This window comes from Nocardia nova NBRC 15556 (assembly GCF_001613005.1).
Lineage (GTDB): Bacteria > Actinomycetota > Actinomycetes > Mycobacteriales > Mycobacteriaceae > Nocardia > Nocardia nova.
In genome coordinates, this window is sequence record NZ_BDBN01000033.1 from 36,415 (window position 1) to 53,591 (window position 17,177).

Annotated in this window: 17 protein-coding genes and 1 pseudogene; 6 read left to right on the top strand and 12 right to left on the bottom strand. The window is 69.1% G+C overall.

What is annotated here, in order from left to right:
* Positions 1–22 precede the first annotated feature (22 nt).
* Positions 23–1,576, bottom strand: coding sequence for an AMP-binding protein (locus NN2_RS14415; RefSeq protein ID WP_063013905.1), 1,554 nt, complete (start codon positions 1,574–1,576; stop codon positions 23–25).
* A gap of 110 nt (positions 1,577–1,686) precedes the next feature.
* Here NN2_RS14415 and NN2_RS14420 point away from each other — a divergent pair, with 110 nt between their 5' ends.
* Positions 1,687–2,427 carry an enoyl-CoA hydratase/isomerase family protein gene (locus NN2_RS14420; protein WP_063014005.1) on the top strand — a complete coding sequence of 247 codons (741 nt, stop codon included), beginning with the start codon at positions 1,687–1,689 and terminating at the stop codon, positions 2,425–2,427.
* A gap of 167 nt (positions 2,428–2,594) precedes the next feature.
* On the top strand, positions 2,595–2,867 hold the full coding sequence (locus tag NN2_RS14425) for a hypothetical protein (protein ID WP_063013907.1): 273 nt from the start codon (positions 2,595–2,597) through the stop codon (positions 2,865–2,867).
* A gap of 15 nt (positions 2,868–2,882) precedes the next feature.
* Here NN2_RS14425 and NN2_RS14430 read toward each other — a convergent pair.
* Both NN2_RS14430 and NN2_RS14435 read right to left on the bottom strand, forming a co-directional pair.
* Positions 2,883–3,083, bottom strand: a pseudogene (locus NN2_RS14430) (ferredoxin); the annotation flags it as partial.
* Positions 3,080–4,372, bottom strand: a complete 1,293-nt coding sequence (locus NN2_RS14435; RefSeq protein ID WP_063013909.1) for an NADH-ubiquinone oxidoreductase-F iron-sulfur binding region domain-containing protein — start codon at positions 4,370–4,372, stop codon at positions 3,080–3,082. The pseudogene NN2_RS14430 and the gene NN2_RS14435, both read right to left, overlap by 4 nt.
* A 74-nt stretch (positions 4,373–4,446) precedes the next feature.
* On the opposite strand from NN2_RS14435, the gene NN2_RS14440 reads away from it, so the two are divergent.
* Positions 4,447–4,920: a hypothetical protein gene (locus tag NN2_RS14440; protein WP_063013911.1), complete on the top strand. Its 474-nt coding sequence runs from the start codon at positions 4,447–4,449 to the stop codon at positions 4,918–4,920.
* Positions 4,921–4,982: 62 nt separating this feature from the next.
* Here the strand turns inward: NN2_RS14440 and NN2_RS14445 are convergent, their stop codons facing one another.
* The 8 genes from NN2_RS14445 to NN2_RS14480 form a co-directional block, all read right to left on the bottom strand.
* A complete protein-coding gene (locus NN2_RS14445; protein ID WP_063013913.1) occupies positions 4,983–5,840 on the bottom strand; it encodes an alpha/beta fold hydrolase in 858 nt (285 codons plus the stop codon).
* Between the two features lie 102 nt (positions 5,841–5,942).
* Positions 5,943–6,338, bottom strand: coding sequence for a Rieske (2Fe-2S) protein (locus NN2_RS14450; protein ID WP_030514582.1), 396 nt, complete (start codon positions 6,336–6,338; stop codon positions 5,943–5,945).
* Between the two features lies 1 nt (position 6,339).
* Complete coding sequence (locus NN2_RS14455) at positions 6,340–7,494, bottom strand: amidohydrolase family protein (protein WP_063013919.1); 1,155 nt, start codon at positions 7,492–7,494, stop codon at positions 6,340–6,342.
* Between the two features lie 27 nt (positions 7,495–7,521).
* Positions 7,522–8,613: an amidohydrolase family protein gene (locus NN2_RS14460; RefSeq protein ID WP_063013921.1), complete on the bottom strand. Its 1,092-nt coding sequence runs from the start codon at positions 8,611–8,613 to the stop codon at positions 7,522–7,524.
* A 272-nt stretch (positions 8,614–8,885) separates the two neighbouring features.
* Positions 8,886–10,178 (bottom strand): TetR/AcrR family transcriptional regulator, encoded by a 1,293-nt coding sequence (locus tag NN2_RS14465; RefSeq protein ID WP_063013923.1) that lies wholly within the window; start codon positions 10,176–10,178, stop codon positions 8,886–8,888.
* A 65-nt stretch (positions 10,179–10,243) separates the two neighbouring features.
* Positions 10,244–11,740: a CoA-acylating methylmalonate-semialdehyde dehydrogenase gene (locus tag NN2_RS14470; RefSeq protein WP_063014007.1), complete on the bottom strand. Its 1,497-nt coding sequence runs from the start codon at positions 11,738–11,740 to the stop codon at positions 10,244–10,246.
* Positions 11,741–11,781: 41 nt separating this feature from the next.
* Positions 11,782–12,000, bottom strand: coding sequence for a hypothetical protein (locus NN2_RS14475; protein ID WP_063013925.1), 219 nt, complete (start codon positions 11,998–12,000; stop codon positions 11,782–11,784).
* Positions 12,001–12,058: 58 nt separating this feature from the next.
* Entirely contained in the window at positions 12,059–12,883 is an 825-nt protein-coding gene (locus NN2_RS14480; protein ID WP_063013927.1) for an SDR family oxidoreductase, read from the bottom strand.
* Between the two features lie 74 nt (positions 12,884–12,957).
* On the opposite strand from NN2_RS14480, the gene NN2_RS14485 reads away from it, so the two are divergent.
* From NN2_RS14485 to NN2_RS14495, 3 genes are all read left to right on the top strand, one after another.
* Positions 12,958–14,535: a methylmalonyl-CoA mutase family protein gene (locus NN2_RS14485; protein ID WP_063013928.1), complete on the top strand. Its 1,578-nt coding sequence runs from the start codon at positions 12,958–12,960 to the stop codon at positions 14,533–14,535.
* Positions 14,535–14,948 carry a cobalamin-dependent protein gene (locus NN2_RS14490; protein ID WP_030514574.1) on the top strand — a complete coding sequence of 138 codons (414 nt, stop codon included), beginning with the start codon at positions 14,535–14,537 and terminating at the stop codon, positions 14,946–14,948. Before NN2_RS14485 ends, NN2_RS14490 begins: the two co-directional genes overlap by 1 nt.
* A gap of 324 nt (positions 14,949–15,272) precedes the next feature.
* Positions 15,273–16,013, top strand: coding sequence for a PP2C family protein-serine/threonine phosphatase (locus NN2_RS14495; protein WP_063013931.1), 741 nt, complete (start codon positions 15,273–15,275; stop codon positions 16,011–16,013).
* On the opposite strand, the gene NN2_RS14500 is transcribed toward NN2_RS14495, so the two are convergent.
* The gene (locus NN2_RS14500; RefSeq protein WP_063013933.1) at positions 16,004–17,104 is read right to left on the bottom strand and encodes a lycopene cyclase family protein; all 1,101 of its coding nucleotides are present in this window, start codon (positions 17,102–17,104) and stop codon (positions 16,004–16,006) included. The genes NN2_RS14495 and NN2_RS14500 overlap by 10 nt on opposite strands.
* Positions 17,105–17,177 lie beyond the last annotated feature (73 nt).

Here is a 17,177-nt window from a genome sequence, read left to right on the forward strand (position 1 = left end):
GTTCGTTATGAGAATCATATTCTCAGTTTTTGCGCGTGGCAACGTCCTGCCCGGCCACGGCGGCGCGCACGCGGTATTTCTGGACCTTGCCGCTCGGGGTGCGGGGGAAGTCGTCGACGATGTGCAATTCCTCGGGCCACTTCTGCTTGGCCAGGCCGGCCTCGGCCAGATGCGCCTGCACGTCGGCCAGGGTCGGGGTGGTGCTGCCGGACCGCAGCCGGACCACCGCGGCGGCATGTTCGATGAGCCGCGCATCGGGCGCGGCGACCACGACGGCTTCGGCGACCGCGGGCATGCGGTGCAGCACGTCTTCCACCTCGACCGCGCTGATGTTCTCGCCGCCGCGGATGATCAGATCGGTGGTGCGGTCGGTGATGGTGAGATAGCCGTCCTCGTCCAGCCGCCCGACATCGCCGGTGCGGTACCAGCCCTCGTCGTCGAAGGCGGCCGCGGTCAACTCCGGATCCGTGTAGCCCAGGCACAGATCCGGTCCGCGACTGAAGATCTCGCCGTCGTCGGAGAGCCGGATCTCCACCCCCGGCAGCGGGCAGCCGTCGGTGTAGAGGCGTTTGTCCTGAGGATCCGTGCAGTCGGAGCCGGAGATGGACGGATGTTCGGTGCTGCCGTAGGCGCGGTAGGCGATGATGCCGAGTTCGGTGAGCCGGGTGGTCACCGCGGCCGGCACCGAACTCCCGCCCAGCCCCGCGTATTTCATCTGCCGCAGATGCGCGTCGGTGAACGACGGATGGTCGAGCAGGCTGGTGAGGTAATAGGGCACCCCGCCCGCCACGGTGGCGCCGAATTCCGACATCAGGGCCAGCACCCGGCCGGGATCCCACACATCCACGAGGTTGATCTCCGTCCCGTCGAGCACCGGGATGAGCAGGGCGTTGACCATGCCGATGAAATGGCCGACCGGTGCGGCCGTGAGCTGGGCGCCCAGATCGGGCGGGTAATGCGCACTGAGCTGGCGCGTTTCGAACCCGAGGGTGCGATGGCTGTGGACCACGCCCTTCGGGTCGCGGGTGGTGCCCGAGGTGAAGGCGATCAGCGCGGGGGAGTCCGGTGCGACCGTGACGATTCCGGGCATCGGCTCTTCGTCGAGCAGGGAGTCGAAGTCGCGGCCCACCACGCCGACGATCGGCACCTGCGCGCACAGATCGGGCTGAAATTCCATGGCGCCGAAGCGTTCCGCGGTGACGAACACCTTCGGACGCACCGCGTCGAGGATGTAACCGATTTCCTTGCGGCCGTAGAAGTGCACGATCGGCACCATCGTGGCCCCGAGGAAGGAGGCGGCCCAGAAGGTGGCCGCGGCCTCCATCCAGTTGGGTAGCTGGAAGGCGACCACATCGCCGGGGCCCACACCGCGGCGGCGCAATCCGGCGGCGAGCCGGCGGGCGAGGTGCTCGACCTCGCGCACCGTGCCCGACCAGGGACGCAGCTGGGAATGAACCCGGAACGGGACCTCGGGTGCCCCGGCCAGGCCCCGCGTCAGCATCTCGCCCATGGTTTCGCGCGTCCACCATCCGCGCGACTCGTACCGATCGATCAACTGCTGCGGGATCTTTCGCATGGCTGAGCTCCAATGCCCGACGAATGGGAAGGCCGGCGGGACCGGACCCGAATACGGAGATGATATTCTCAGATTCGGAGAAGCAACATATCCAGAACGGAGAACGTGTGATGGTCGACCTCGAGGTGGACGGCGGGATCGCGGTACTGACCATCAACCGTCCGCAGGCGCGCAACGCCATCGCGCCCGAGACGATGGATCAGCTCGATGCCGCGATCGACGCCGCGGCCGGCGCCCAGGTGCTGGTCGTGCGCGGTGCGGGCGAGCGCGCGTTCGTCTCCGGCGGAGATCTCAAGCAACTGGCCGCGATTCGCACCGAGGAGGGTGCCGCGCAGATGGCCTGGCGGATGCGCGGCATCTGCGATCGGCTGGCCGCGTTCCCGGCTCCGGTGGTCGCGGCGCTCAACGGTCACGCCCTCGGCGGCGGTGCGGAATTCGCGGTGGCCGCCGATATCCGGATCGCCGCCGACGACATCACCATCGGGTTCAACCAGGTGGCGCTCGCGATCATGCCCGCCTGGGGCGGAGCCGAACGGCTCGCGAAGCTGGTCGGGCGCAGCCGCGCACTGCTGCTGGCCGGCACCGGGTCCCTACTGTCCGCCGCGGAGGCGCAGCAGTACGGCCTGGTCGATCGGGTGGTGCCGCGGGCGGATTTCGAGCGGGAGTGGCGGTCACTGGCGACCGCGCTGGCCCATCCGGCCTCGGCGCCGATCAAGCGCGTGGTCTCCGGCGCCACCCCGCCCGAGGCGGTGGAAGCCTTTGCCCGGCTGTGGGTTTCGGATGCGCACTGGGAAGCCGCGGATCGGGTGCTGAACCGCGGTTCGGCCCGCGGCGCGACCGCGCGGGCCTAGGACCGGTTCCTCGCCGAGCCGGCCCGCTGTATCCGTCGGGTGTGGTTTGCCGGATTCGGCGGCGGTCAACACTATGTTTCGGCCTCGCCGGCCTGGTTCCGGCAGGCCGTCGTTGTTGTTTGCCGTCGGAAAACGACCTGCGCCACATCGGCGCAGAAGGAGGATACGTGCGCATCATCACCACCGGTCTCGCCGCCACGGCGTTGACCGTCGCCGCGGTCGCGGGGGCCGGCGTCGCTGCGGCCGATGACGATTCGGGGCTCAACCCGCCCAAGGAGATCATCACCGTGGATATCAATCTCCTCGGATGTTCGATCGGCGCCGGACTCGGCGCGCAGCTGGTTCCCACGCTGAGCGCCGGCGGATTCGGTGGCCCGGTGGGCATCGACGGCGGATTGGCCTCGCGGCTGCGCAGCGCCGGCTGCCTGCCCTGGCGCTGACGGCGCGAATTATTCGGTCGCGCTGTCGATTTCGGTGATGGCGTGCACCGGGCAGTCCAGCAGTGCCCGGTGCACGCCGTCGCGATCGGCGGGTGCGACGACACCGTCACCTTCCAGCGACGCGTAGCCCCAGTCGTCGAGCGAAAAGTACTTCGGCGCGTGTTTGGCGCAGGTGCCGAAGCCGTCGCAGACGGTGCGATCGAGTCGGATCTTCACAGCGAGGTCACCGCTTCCACATCGAAGGGGCGGACGGCGGCGAACGGCGTGGCCGCGCAGATCGCGCAGCCGCCGCCGCGGTGGCGCGCCACCGCATCCGGGAATTCGTCGAGCAGGGTCCGGGCCGCATTCGTCGCCGCGTCGAGGGTGCCGCAGGCGCCGCGGCCGCGCAGCACGGTCGCCCAGCGGCGCAGCCGATCCAGATCGGCGGCCTCGGCGACCCCGTCGCGCAGTGCGGAGGCGACCGCGCTCATCGCCGCGGTGCCGTTGAAACACGAGCCGCACTGACCGGCGTTCTCGCGGTCGAAATAGTCCAGCACCGCCGCCGCCACCGCGACCGGGCAGTCGTCGGGCGTGAGCAGTGCGACGGCGCCGCAGCCCAGTCCCGTCCCCAGCGCCCGCAACGTCTCGTGATCGAGCCGGGCGTCGAGGATGCGGCTGTTGGTGAGGCCGTTGAAATAGCCGCCGAGCAGCGCGCCGTGCACGCGGTCCGCGGCGACGCCGTGCAACTCGAGCAGGGCGCGGAACGAAAACCCGTGCGGCAGTTCGTAGATCGCCGGTTCGCGCCCGCCCCCGGTCACGGTGGCCAGGAAGGTCCCCGGCGAGTCCGCGGTGCCCACGGCACGGAAGGCCGCCGCGCCGAAGCGGTGAATCCATGCCAGCTGGGCGAGAGTTTCCACGTTGCTGACCAGTGTGGGGCGTCCACCGACGCCGGCCGCATACGGACGGGGCGGCTTGTCGGTGGGTGTGGCGGGCCCGCCGTCGATCGCACGGACCGCCGCCGTCTCCTCCCCGGCCACATATCCGGCGGCGACGGTGACGATCTCCATCGGCACCGCGAGCTCGGCGGGATCGGTCTCGGCAAGCGCGCCGGCGACCGATTCGGCGGCCCGGTCGTCGGAGACGTACAGCACCGCGCGATCGGCGGCGAGAATCGTCGCGGCGGCTCGTAATCCGTCCAGCACCAGATGGGGGCGCCGGCGCAGCAACCAGCGGTCCTTCCCCGAGGCCGGTTCGCCCTCCTCTCCGTTGGCGACGACCACCGGCCGCACTCCGGCATCGCAATGCCGCTGTACCGACAGCAGTTTCGTGCCCAGCGGGAAGCCCGCGCCGCCGCGCCCGCGCAGGCCCGACTCGACGACCTCGGCGAGCAGCCGCGCCGGATCCTCGATCGGCGCGTACCCGCCGCTCGCCCGGTACGCCGCCGCCGACTCGGTGCCCTCGCCGCCGGTGATTCGCGGCGCGGTCCCCGGTGGTGCGCTGACTATCGGATTCGCGATCGCATCCATCGATCCGTCCTTCGGAATATCGTCCGCCGCCGAAAACTGTCGGCGCGGAAATGGCTGTGCCTACAATCGGCGGCATGCGTACCGCAGTAATTCGTGTCGATGTGGATCCCGCCGGGGAACTGCCGCCCGCGGAATTCGGGAAGAAGATATCCGCGCTCATCTCTCGCGCTGCGAAATCCGGAATATCGGTGACCGCACCCGATATCGATCGGCTTCCCGCACGCCGCCGCGAAATCCAGGTGCTGATCGACGGTGACGACACGGCCGCCGTGCGCGAACACGCGGTGGGAATGTGTGCCGATATCTTCGGCTCCGCCGTCCGGCCCGGGGCGGTCACCTTCGTCAGCCGGGGGACCGACGACGACGCCCACGGTGTCCTCGCCGGATTCGGCATCACCGGAGAGATCGATCGCAGCTGCGACGCGGCCGGCTTCGACACCCTCACCGTCCGCCTGGCGCGCACCGATCTGGAGCGCATCCCGGAGAGCCGGATCCAGACCGCGCTCGAGGCGGCGACCAACTCGGAGGTGGTCATCGTCACCAGGTGAGCACGGCGGTGAGCCGCCTGCGAGAGGCTCACCGGCCCACCGCGATTCGCCGATTTCCACCGCTACTGCCGCACGAAGTCCAGGATCGCCGGCGCGGCCAGCACCCAGGTGTCGAAGATGTTCCCCTCGCCCCGGGCGCGCGCCTTCTGACCCTGCTGCCAGGCGTCCTCGGGCCACGGCGGATCGATCAGGACCGAACCCTCGATCAGGCAGTGCACTTCCATCGACGTCCGCTTGGGGTGGTCGATATCGTGCTCACCTCCCCGGATGATGAGCGTGGGAATCCTCAGCTTCGAGAACTCGTAATCGGTCACCCCGGGAATCGTCTGACCTGGTTTCGGAACATAGGCGTCGAGCCAGCGCAACATCTGCGCCTGGAATTCCTCGGCGTCGAGAGCCAGCAGCCGGTCCTTGTTCTTCGGATTGTCCTGGATGCGTTCCTGCCATTCCGGCAGTTCGATCAGGCCCTCGATGCCCTTGATCTTCGCCGCGGTGATGTTGGGAATGATGTAATGCGAACCGAGCGCGATCAAGCCGTAGTTGCCGCCGACGATATTCCACACGATCAGCTTCGTCGCGATCTCCGGATACAGCATCGCCGTCAGAATGGAATCCCGCGCACCGCCGGAGCCGCCGGCGATGATCACCGGACCCGTGTCCAGATGCACGAGCAGATCGTGCAGCACCTCGGCGCGCATATGCGATTCCGTGGGACCCCAGAACGCGACCTCACTGCGGCCGCAGTTGGGCCGGTCCCACAGCAGGACCCGGTGGCCACCGGCGACCAGGGCCTCGGCCAGCGGCCGCAACCCCGGAATTTCGATGCTGAACCGGCCACCGGGAGTGAGCACGATCAGCGGACCGGACTCTCCCAGAACTTCGTAATAGACCTCACCACCGCGGATTTCGGCGATCGGCATGGACAGACCTCCTCGTCTGTGTCGGATCGAGCTGCGCTATTCGTCGCCTGATGGGGCGCCCTACGTGGTGACACTTCGTTGCCGCCTCCGGGCGCTGACCCATCAGGCCGTGACCAGAACGTCGTTGCCGACCACCCGCACGGGATAGGTGCGGATACTCCATTCCGGTTTCACCGCGGTGGTGCCGGTGGCCAATTCGAATCCCCACTGGTGCCACGGGCAGTAGATGTATTCGCCGCCGCGCACGCTGACCGCGTCACCGGGAACCGATTCGTCGACCGCGGTCAGTCCCCGGGTGCGGCCCGAACACAGCGGGCCGCCCTCGTGCGGACAGTAATTGGCGATGGCGTAGAAGGTGCCGTCGACGTTGTAGACGCCGACCCCGTGGCGGCCGATCGGCACGAGTTTATGTGTACCGGGCGGAATTTCGTCGACGGTGGCGACGGCGTGCTCACGCCCCTGCGGCAGCCGCGGCGTGGCCGCGAGATCGTCGCTCATCTCAGAACACCCGCACTTGCCCGGGCAATACCGGCACGGTATCGGGCAGGTTGGCGTAGGTTTTCAGCCCGTTGCCGAACATCACCGGCTCGCGGGTGTGCTCGGGCAGATGTTTGACCAGCCAGCGCGGATCGTCGAAGGTCCAGTGCGGATAGTCCGAGGAGAACAACAGAATCCTGTCCGCCTCCATCCATTCCAGCGCCCGGGTCAATTCCGTCTTGTCCTCGGGATAGTCCAGGGGCTGGGTGGTGAACTTGATGTGCTCCTTGACGTACTCCGACGGCTTGCGCTTGATCTCGACCCATGCTTTGCGCGCCTCGTAGATCGCGTCCATCCGCCACATCAGCGGCAGGATCCAGGTGAACGCATGCTCGACCAGGATGATCCGCAACGCCGGGAAGCGGTCGAAGACGCCGTCGAAGATCAGGCTCATCACCTGATTCATCGCCAGTAGCGAGTAGGTGACCATGAAATCGTGGTTGTAGCTGGGATATCCCACCGGCGGCATCGGCAGCATCTCGAAATTCCCGCGGGAGAGGTGGCAGGCCACCGGCAGGTCGTGCTTCACCGCGGCCGCCCACACCGGGTCGTACATCGGATCGCCCCACGCCGGCCGCGGTTCGGCGCGAATGAGGATCTGCGCCATATACGGATGTCCGGCCCATTTCTCGATTTCGCGGACCGCGCCGGCCGGGTCCTCGGCCGCGGCGCTGATGGAACCGCGATAGCGCTGATGCCAGTTGTTGTGACCGTCGAGCCAGTCCTGATCCAGCCAGGTGTTGACCGCCGCCGCGGCCGCCGAGGTCGCCTCCGGCAGCCGTGCCTGGTGCAGGCCCGGCTCGAGGATGGCGATATCGGAGCCGGCGCCCATGATGAGCTGCCGGAACAGCGTGTCGGGATCGCTACCCGGGAAACCGCCGTCGGGTGTGAAGGCGTCCACCCGCATCGCGTAGGCGTAGGCGAAGTCGGGGGCGTCGTAGAAGATGGTGCTGCCGACGTGGCGGTTGAGGAAATACTTGCTGCGGAACGGCTCCGGGTAGAGTTCGGCGAGCCGTCCCGGCCGGGGCACCGGGTGGACGTCGGAGTCGACCACCCGGACCGCGACCCGATCGGTGCTCGGAATCCGTTCGCGTACCTCGGTATTCGCCTGCGTCATGGGTATCCCTTTCGATTCCGATACCGGTTACCGCGTCGTCGCCGCGGCGGGAATGTCGATGCCGTACAGTCCGGCGGCATTGCGCCACAGCAGCTTCTCGCGCTGGGCGGAAGTGAGCGCCGACGGCAGCCGCGCCGGATCGTCGAGTTGCCAGTGCGGATAGCTCGAGCCGAACATCACCATGTCGTCCTTGCCGGTGAATTCCAGCCAGTCTCCGGCGAATTCGACATCGCCGGGCCCGTCGAGCCGGCCCTGGACGAAGTAGATCGAGCCGGGGAGATAGTCGCTGGGCATGCGCGGCGCCCACGGCGTCTGCTCGAGGTGCGGACGGCCGAAGGTGTCCATCCGCCACATCATCGGGGTGAGCAGGTCGGCCGCGCCGTCGGCCCACACGAAGCGCAGATCGGGAAAGCGTTCGAACACGCCCTCGGCGATCATGTTCATCTGGTGGTACAGATAATTCAGCGCCATGAAGCCGAGGTACTGCTCGTAGGTGCGCGGATGTCCGGACGGGGTGGGCGGATAGGCCACGCCCGAACCGGATTCGATATGCACCGCGACCGGCAGCCGCGCGGCCGCCGCGGCCTCCCACAGGGGCCAGAACTGTGGCTTTCCGTAGAGTTCGCGCGACTGCAGCGGAATGCCGATCTGCACGACGCGCGGATGGGAGCCCCAGCGTTCGATCTCGCGGACCGCGCCGGAGATGTCCTCCGGATTCACCCGCAGCGTGCCTCGGTAGCGGTCGGCGTAGGTGCCGGAGTCCAGCCAGCGCGAGATCATCATCTCGTTGTGCGCGCTCGCGATCGCGGTCCCCAGATGGCGGTCGGGCATGATGCCGCGGGTCATCGGATGCAGGACGGCGATGTCGGTTCCGCGCTCGCCGAAGAGCACCTGCCCCACGGCATCGGGCTCGGAGCCGGGATATCCGCCCTCGGACAGGACGGTGCCCGGGGCGTATTCACCGCCGGGCGCGCCGTACCAGTCCATCTCGACATCCGGATAGCCGCGAGCGCTGTACGGCTCGCGCAGCCAGGTGCGCAGTTCGGGGTTGCCCTGGAAGAAGATGTGCACGCTCGCATCGATCAGCGGGCTGGTGCTGCCGTCGGGGAGAGTGATCATCGGCCCTCCTGCGGGAAATGCCGCGCAGCTGCGGGATTCGGTCTCGGCGAGGCGGAACGGTCCGGCTCGGGATGGTCGGTCATGCGGGCTCCGTTGCGGGAATTCGAATGCGTTCGCGGGCTGCCGTCGGCCCGGCGGTCGGGGAGAGTGCCCGAAAGGCTGTGCGGCGGACGGACCGGTGCGCGTTCGCCGGAGCGAATGCGCGAACCAAATATTTGTTCCGCAACTGTACGTCGAAACCCGCCCGGCGCACAAGGGCCGCCGTCCGGCGGTCAGGCGGCGGGGGCGGTGCGAGTGGCGCCGCACAGCAGAGTCGCGCGGGAATGTGCGTGTGCCGCATCGATTCCCACGCGCGCGACCACCGGCGGGGGCATCCAGATCAGGTCGCGCACACACGCCGACAGCCGGCTCTTGGTGATGCCCTCGATGGTGATCTCGCCGTCGGCTCGGCCCTGGTCGACGATGGTCGCGATCTGACGTGCGCGACGGCGCAGGACCTCGATCACGTCGCTGGTGTCGGGGGGAGTGGACCGGAACCACGCGCGCTGGATCGCGAACTCGAGGTCGAAACGCCACAGGGCGTTGAGATTGATCCAGGTCAGCGCGTCGAGTTTGGCGACGGCGGAGCTGTCGGTGCCGACCACCGCTGCGTAGGCGCGCGAAATCTCGTCGTGGAAGGACCCCATGATCGAATCCAGCAGCGCCTGTTTCGATTCCACGGTCCGGTACACGCTGCCTGCGCCCATTCCGGCGGCGGTGGCGATATCGCGCATGGTGGTCGCCTCGTAACCGCGGCGGGCGAACTCCGCGCGTGCCACCGCGCGCAGCCGGGCGGTGCGGTCGTCGTCGCCGGTGTCGTCGGGATTCGCCCAGGTGGCGATGCTCTCGCGCGCGGCGCGCAGGGCCGCGGAGCGATCGAGCGCGGCGGGCGAGGCCGGCACGGCGGGCAGGCCGTCGAGCAGCAGGCGGCACACCACCGTGGCGACGCGGTCGGCGGAATTCTCGCGATGCAGGACCGACAGGCCGATGTGCAACATGGTCTGGCACAGCTGTTCGGCCAGCACGGAACGGTCCACGGCCGCGGTGAGGTAGCCGTGATCGGCCGCGGCGTCGAGCAGGGCGCGCATGGCTGTCGTCGGTGCGGAGGGTGGGTCGGCGGCGAGCGCGACGAGCGCGGTGCCGGCGCCGGTGTGCGGTTCGTAGATCGACAACTGCAGTGCCGCGCGGTGTTCCAGCGCGCAGGCGGCGAGGGCGGTGGCGTAGCCGTTCACAACGTCGAAGGCCCGGTCGGCGCCGGTGATCGCCGACGGCGGCTGCGCCGACCGGGCCACGGCATCCAGCGCCGCGTGGTAACGCTCGAGCAGTTCGACCGCGATCGCTTCCTTCGATTCGAAGTGGTGGTAGAGACTGCCGGGCAGGATGCCGCAGGCATCGGCGACGTCCTTCACATTCGTCCCGGCGTACCCCGCGGAGGCGAACAGTTCCGCGGCCGCGCGCAGGATCTCGGTCCGCCGCACGCTGTCGGCGCGAGCGGGAACCGGCGCGGTGGACTGTGATCGTGGCATCTGCTCAGTGTGACCGATCTTCGCGACCCGTACGACGCGGCCCGGAGCGCGTGCCGTCCGGGTGGTCAGTCGTTGCGCGGGAAGCCCAGATTCAGCCCGCCGTGGCTCGGATCGAGCCACCGGCTGGTCACGGCCTTGGTGCGGGTGAAGAAGTGCACACCCTGTACGCCGTGCGCGTGCGTGTCACCGAACAGCGAGCTCTTCCAGCCGCCGAAACTGTAGTAGGCCATGGGAACCGGAATGGGGACGTTGATGCCGACCATCCCCACCTCGACCTCGTACTGGAAGCGCCGGGCCGCGCCGCCGTCGTTGGTGAAGATCGCGGTGCCGTTGCCGTAGGGGTTGCCGTTGATCAGCTCGAGGGCCTGCTCGTATCCGTCGACTCGCACCACCGCGAGGACCGGGCCGAAGATCTCCTCGCGATAGGCGGCCATCTCCGGGGTCACGTGGTCGAGCAGCGTCGGTCCGAGCCAGAAGCCCTGGGACACATCGATATCGGCGTCGGCGGTGCCGATCGCGCCGCGGCCGTCGACGACGATGCGGGCGCCCTCGGCCTCGGCGGTATCGACGGCGGTGGCCACCTTGTCGCGGTGCGCGCGGGTGACCAGCGGTCCCATATCGGCCTCACCGTGCCCGTCGCCGAGGCGCAGGCCTCGAGTGCGCTCGGCCACCCGGGCTACCAGCTCGTCGGCGATATCGCCGACCGCGACGGCCACCGAGATGGCCATGCAGCGTTCTCCGGCCGACCCGTATCCGGCATTGACCAGCGCGTCCGCGGCCAGGTCCAGATCGGCGTCGGGAAGGATCACCGCATGGTTCTTGGCGCCGCCGAGGGCCTGGACCCGCTTGCCGGTCGCGGTGGCGGTGGCGTAGACGTACTCGGCGATCGGAGTGGAGCCCACGAAGGAGACGGCCTTGATCGCCGGTTCGGTCAACAGCGCGTCCACGGCCTCCTTGTCGCCCTGCACGACGTTGAAGACGCCGGGCGGCAGTCCCGCCTCCTCCCACAGCTTCGCCAGCCACAGCGCTGCGGACGGATCCTTCTCACTGGGTTTGAGCACGACGGTATTGCCGGTGGCGACCGCCAGCGGGAAGAACCACATCGGCACCATGGCCGGGAAGTTGAACGGCGAGATGATCGCGACCGGACCGAGCGGGGCTCGCACCGAGTACGCGTCCACGCCGGTGGAGACGTTCTGCGTGAACCCGCCTTCCACCAGATGCGGTATTCCGCAGGCGAATTCGACCACTTCCTGACCGCGCGAGACCTCACCGAGGGCATCGGAGAACACCTTGCCGTGTTCGGCGGTGATCAGTCCGGCCAGTTCGGATTTGCGGGCGTTGAGCAGTTCGCGGAAGCGGAATACGATCGAGGTGCGCCGGGTCAGCGAGGTGTCGCGCCAGCCCGGGAAGGCGGCCGCCGCGGACTCGACGGCGGCGCGGACCTCCTCGGGCCCGGCCATGGCGACCGCGCCCGTGACCCGTCCGGTGGCGGGATCGGTCACCGGGGCGGTGCGCGCGGCGACGCCGGGCCGGAGGCCGCCGTCGATCCAGTGGCCGATGTGCGCGCCGTCCGTGGCGGCGGTCGGTTCGATCGTGCCGGTCACGACCGGGCCCCCGCGTGCGCACCGGTCATGGTGGTCAGCGGCGCCGCGCCGTACCAGCCGCAGGGCAGGCCGCAGCTGGCGGTGATCTCGATCTCGCGGCGATGGTCGGCGAAGGTGCGAACGGTGCGCACCGCCTCCGCGGCGTAGCCACAGCGCGGGCAGGTGCCGAAGTAGTCCAGTATCTGGCGGACCGCGATATCGACGGGCGGCTGCATCAGTACCTCCGGGTCACGAGTTGAGTTGTGCGGCAAGGGATTCGCGTATGTCGTGCGGTCAGTCCAGGAACAGGTCCGGGATCGGCCGCTCGCCGCCGCCGTAGCCCGACAGGTCGCGGACTCCGGATTCGATGAGCACCTCGGCGTCGATGTAGCAGTTGCCGGTGGTGTATTTCGCGGGCCGGGAAAGGATTTCGGCGGCGGCATCGCCCATGATGCGCGGATCGCGCGCCGAGGCGAGCAGGTCGGACCCGTCGGCCATATTCGCCACCGCCGAGGTCGCGATGTAGGTCTGCGGCCACAGGCAGTTCACCCCGATCGCCGCCTCGGCGAATTCGGTGGCCCAGCCGAGCGACAACAGCGTCATCGCGTATTTGGACTGGGTGTAGGCGGGATGCGCGCCCAGCCAGCGAGGGCTGAGGTTCAGTGGCGGCGAGATGGTCAGCACATGGGCCTCGGGTGCCTCGCGCAGCGCCGGCAGGCAGGCCTGGGTGAGCAGGAAGGTGCCGCGCACGTTGATCTCCTGCATCAGGTCGAAGCGTTTGGCCGGAAGTGAGTCGGTCGGCTCCACCGCGATCGCACTGGCGTTGTTGACGCAGATATCGATGCCGCCGAAGCGGTCGACCGCGGTCTGCGCCGCGCGCCGCACATCCTCCTCGCGCCGCACATCGCCCACCACCGCGACGGCCTTCCCGCCCGCGGCCTCGATCTCGGCCACGGCGGTGTGCACGGTGCCCGGCAGTTTCGGATGCGGTTGCGCGGTCTTGGCCAGCAGCACGATATTCGCGCCCCGGGCGGCCGCGGCGACGGCGATGGCGAGGCCGATCCCGCGGCTTGCGCCGGAGACGACCATGGTGCGGCCGGCCAACGGATATGCGGGCATGACGCTCCTCGAAGTCAGTCGTTCGCCTTTGATGGTATTGGCATTCTCTTTTTTTGCAAGTAACGTATTCAAGGATGAACGACGACGTCCAGACCTCCTCCGGCATCCCGCTCGCCCCGGTCTACGGCCCGGGCGATCGTGTCGCCGAACCGCCCCCGCCGGGCGAATATCCCTTCACCCGAGGCAATTTCGGCACCGGCTACCGCGGGCGGCTGTGGACCTTCCGGCAGTACTCGGGGTTCGGCACCGCCGAGGAATCCAATCGCCGCTACCGCTATCTGCTCGATCAGGGCGGCACCGGACTCTCGGTCGCGCTGGACCTGCCGACCCAATGTGGTTACGACTCCGACGATCCCGAGGTGAGCGAGGAGATCGGCCGGGTCGGCGTGGCGGTGGACACCCTCGCCGACGCCGAGATCCTGTTCGACTCGATTCCGCTGGACAAGATCAGCACGAGCTTCACCATCAACGGCACCGCCGCGATCCTGCTGGCGTTCTACGTGGCCGCCGCCGAACGCCAGGGCGTCGCCCGCGAAAAACTCACCGGCACCATCCAGAACGACATCCTCAAGGAGTACGCGTCGCGGGGCACTTGGATCTGGCCGGCGCAGCCCTCCCTGCGGTTGATCGCCGACACGATCGAATTCTGTGCCGCCGAGGTGCCGCGGTTCAACGCGATCTCGGTGGCGGGCGCGCACTTTCGCGACGCGGGCGCGACCGCGGTGCAGGAGATGGCGTTCACCCTCGCCGACGGAGTCACCTATTGCGATACCGTCGTCGAACGCGGCCGCATGAGTATCGACGACTTCGCGCCGCAGATCTCGTTCTTCTTCTACACCCACGGCGACTTCTTCGAGGAGATCGCGAAATACCGTGCCGGACGGCGGCGGTGGGCCACGCTGGTGCGGGAGCGCTACGGCGCGACGACCGATCGCGCGTCGATGTTCCGGTTCGGCTGCGTCTCCGGCGGCGCCTCGCTCTACGCGCCCCAGGCGCAGAACAATCTGGTGCGCGTGGCCTACGAGGCGATGGCCTCGGTCCTGGGCGGGGTGCAGTCGATGTTCACCGCCGCCTGGGACGAACCGTTCGCGCTGCCCAGCGAGGAGTCGGCGACACTGGCGCTGCGCACCCAGCAGATCCTGGCCTACGAGACCGGTGTCACGCGGGTGGCCGATCCACTGGGCGGGTCCTATTTCGTCGAGGCGCTCACCGATGCGACCGAGGAGCGGATCGTCGAGATCATGGCCGATCTCGACGCGCACGGCGGCATGGTCCGCTGCATCGAGGACGGCTATCTGCAGGGCCTGATCGCCGACGAGGCCTACCGCGCCCACCAGGACATCGAATCCGGCGCGCGCCCGATCGTCGGGGTCAACCGATTCACCTCCGACGAACCCGCACCCGAGATCGGCACCTACGAATTGGATGCCGCGGGAAGGGATCTGCAATTGAAGCGACTGGCCAAGGTCAAGGCGGACCGGGATTCCGGCGCGGTCGCCACCACGCTGTCGGCGCTGTCGCGCGCCGCCGAGGGAGACGAGAATCTGATGCATCGGCTCATCGACTGCGCCAACGCCTACTGCACGGTGGGGGAGATGACCGCCGCGCTGAAATCGGTGTGGGGCGAATTCCGGCAGCCGGTGGTGTTCTGATGCCCGCGCGCGTACTGGTCGCCAAACCGGGCCTGGACGGCCACGATCGTGGTGCGAAGATCGTCGCGCGCACACTGCGCGACGCCGGTTTCGAGGTCGTCTACACCGGCATCCGCCGCCGCGTCGAGGAGATCGTGTCCATCGCGGTGGCCGAGGATGTGGCGGTGGTGGGGCTGAGCATTCTGTCGGGCGCGCACCTCGGACTCACCACCAAGGTGGTGGAGGGATTGCGCGCCGCCGACGCCGCGGATATCGCGGTCGTGGTCGGCGGCACCATCCCGCAGGCCGATGTGCCGAAACTCCTCGAGGCGGGCGCGGCGGCGGTGTTTCCGACCGGCACCCCGCTGGATCACCTGGTGCGCGAGATCCGCGCGCTGACCGCGACGGTGGCGGGCCCGGCCGAGCCGAGATGACCGCGACCCACCGCACACCGCAGGTCACGGCCGGGCGAAGGGGCGGCGTCGCACCGGTCACGGACACGCACGTCCGAGCGTCCGAGAACGGGCGGTCCGGGCATTTCGGGTGCCGAACGTGGCCGATGGACGCCCAGAATGCGCGCTGGACGGCGGCCTGTAATGAACTCGTGCCCCTTTTCACAGGTTGAGCACGGTCCCAGCTGACATAGTCTGAGCAGGCGAGTTCTGTTCAGGGCAGTTTCGGAGCCGGTCGCGGTCCAGGCGATCGTCGGCGCGAACGAGCGGAACCGCAGTCGGCAGGGGCAGTCGAGGAGGTCGGCCGTGCACACAGCGGTGACGACGGCAATCACACGGCGTGAGTTGATGCGGCTCACGGGAATCACAGCGCATTCGGTCAGCCGGCGTGGCGGCCGGTCGCTGAATGCCGACGCGGTGTCGGGTTATATCGACTCCGCGGTCGGGCGCAGCGCCTTCGCCGTCGCCGACGGCATCGGCGATCATCTGCTGGCCGCGCGGGCGGCGCGCACCGTGGCGCAGGTCGCGGCGCGGGTGGCTGTCGGTGGCAGTGCGGCCGCCGGAATCCTTGCCGCCCGACAACAATTGCTGCGCGAATTCCCCGAGCCCTCCGCCGACAGCGTGGTGGTCGTGGCCGTGTGCCCGACACCGGACCGTATCGACGGCCCCTGTGATATCGCCTGGGTCGGCGACTGCCGGGCCTATCACTGGAACGGGCGGGTGCTGCATCAGATCACCAGCGATCACACCGTTGCCGAGATGATGAACGCGCGCGGCATCACCGTCGCGCCCCGGATGCACCATATGGTGACGACCTCGGCGCGGACCGTGCAGCCGGAGGCGGTGGGCCACGGCATCACCGGCACCGGCGCCGGGCGCTGGCTGCTGAGCACGGACGGGGTGCACAAGACCTTGCCGATGACCGAGATCAAGCAGATCCTCGCCGACGCCGACTCCGCGTCGACCGCCGCGGACGCCCTGGTCGAGGCGGCGATCACGGCGGGTGCCACCGACAACACCACCGCGCTGGTCTTCGATCACGGCTGAACAGCGGGCCCGCCCGCGCGGCCGCGACCGGCACCCGGCGCGGCGGCCGCGGCCAGGATCCGGCGCAGCGGCCACGGAAGTTCCCGGAACAGCGCGGTCATGGCGGCGGCGGTGCCGCGCAGATCGGTGCGCCCGGACAGGTAGGCGCGTTGCAGGTCCGGGGGCAAGGCGAAGAAGGCGTCGAAGAAGACCGGGAGTTCCTCGGGCGGCAGCGCGAGCAGCGCCCGCAGGCCGGCCCGGCGCAGGGCGTACACCAGGCGTGCCGGGACCGGCCACAGGCTCTGCCCGGCGGCCACGGTGTCGGCGGCGGCGAGTGCGGCGCCGACGCTGTATCCGGTCGCAGGATGCAGCAGTCCACCCGCCGCCCCGAAGACGCCGTCGCGGGCCCGGCCGCCCTCGACCGGGAAGCGCACCCGTTCGATCGGTGCGTCCGCGCCGAATTCGATCCCCCGGCAGCGTAATCGGTGTTCCAGCCGGCGCCGCAGCTCGCCTTGGCCGATCGCCGGCCGTCCGGCCAGGCAGGTCTCCTCGAACAGCACCCGGCCGCCGCCCAGCGGGATCGTGTACAGGAACGACGCCGGTTCATCGGCCTCGGTGCCGTTGTCCCGGGACCAGTCCATGAAGACGGCCGGTTCGCGATCACGGTGCAGCACAACGCCGTAGGCGGTCTGCTCGGCTCGTCGCACGTCGCGGGCCAGGCCGCGGGCGTCGACCACGCGCTGCGCGGTCGGTGTCCGGCCCGAGGCCAGCCGCACGCGGTCGGGCCGCTCGATGTCCAGGACCCGGTCGGCGATCACCCGCACGCCGGACAGGTCCAGCGCGTCCTGCAGCGCCGCGGTATCGAAAACCTGATAGGTACGGGCGATTTCGACCTCGCGGATACCCCGGGCGAGCGGCCGCTCGATCGTCGCGGCCACGACCCGGGCCGGTAGCCAGTCCGGCAATTCGTCGGCCCACGTGCCGTAGGTCGCGGGCCACCGGCGCCACGGATGCGGATCGATCGCGGTCACGGCGAGTCCGCGGACGGCCGCGCGATGCGCCAGCGCCCGCCCGGACGGGCCGAGCCCGCAGACGATGAGATCGGCACTCATGCCGCCATTGCAGCAGATCGGACGGACGCGGTGTGACCGGCCGTCGCATCACAGCGGGTGTGTCGGGTCCGGT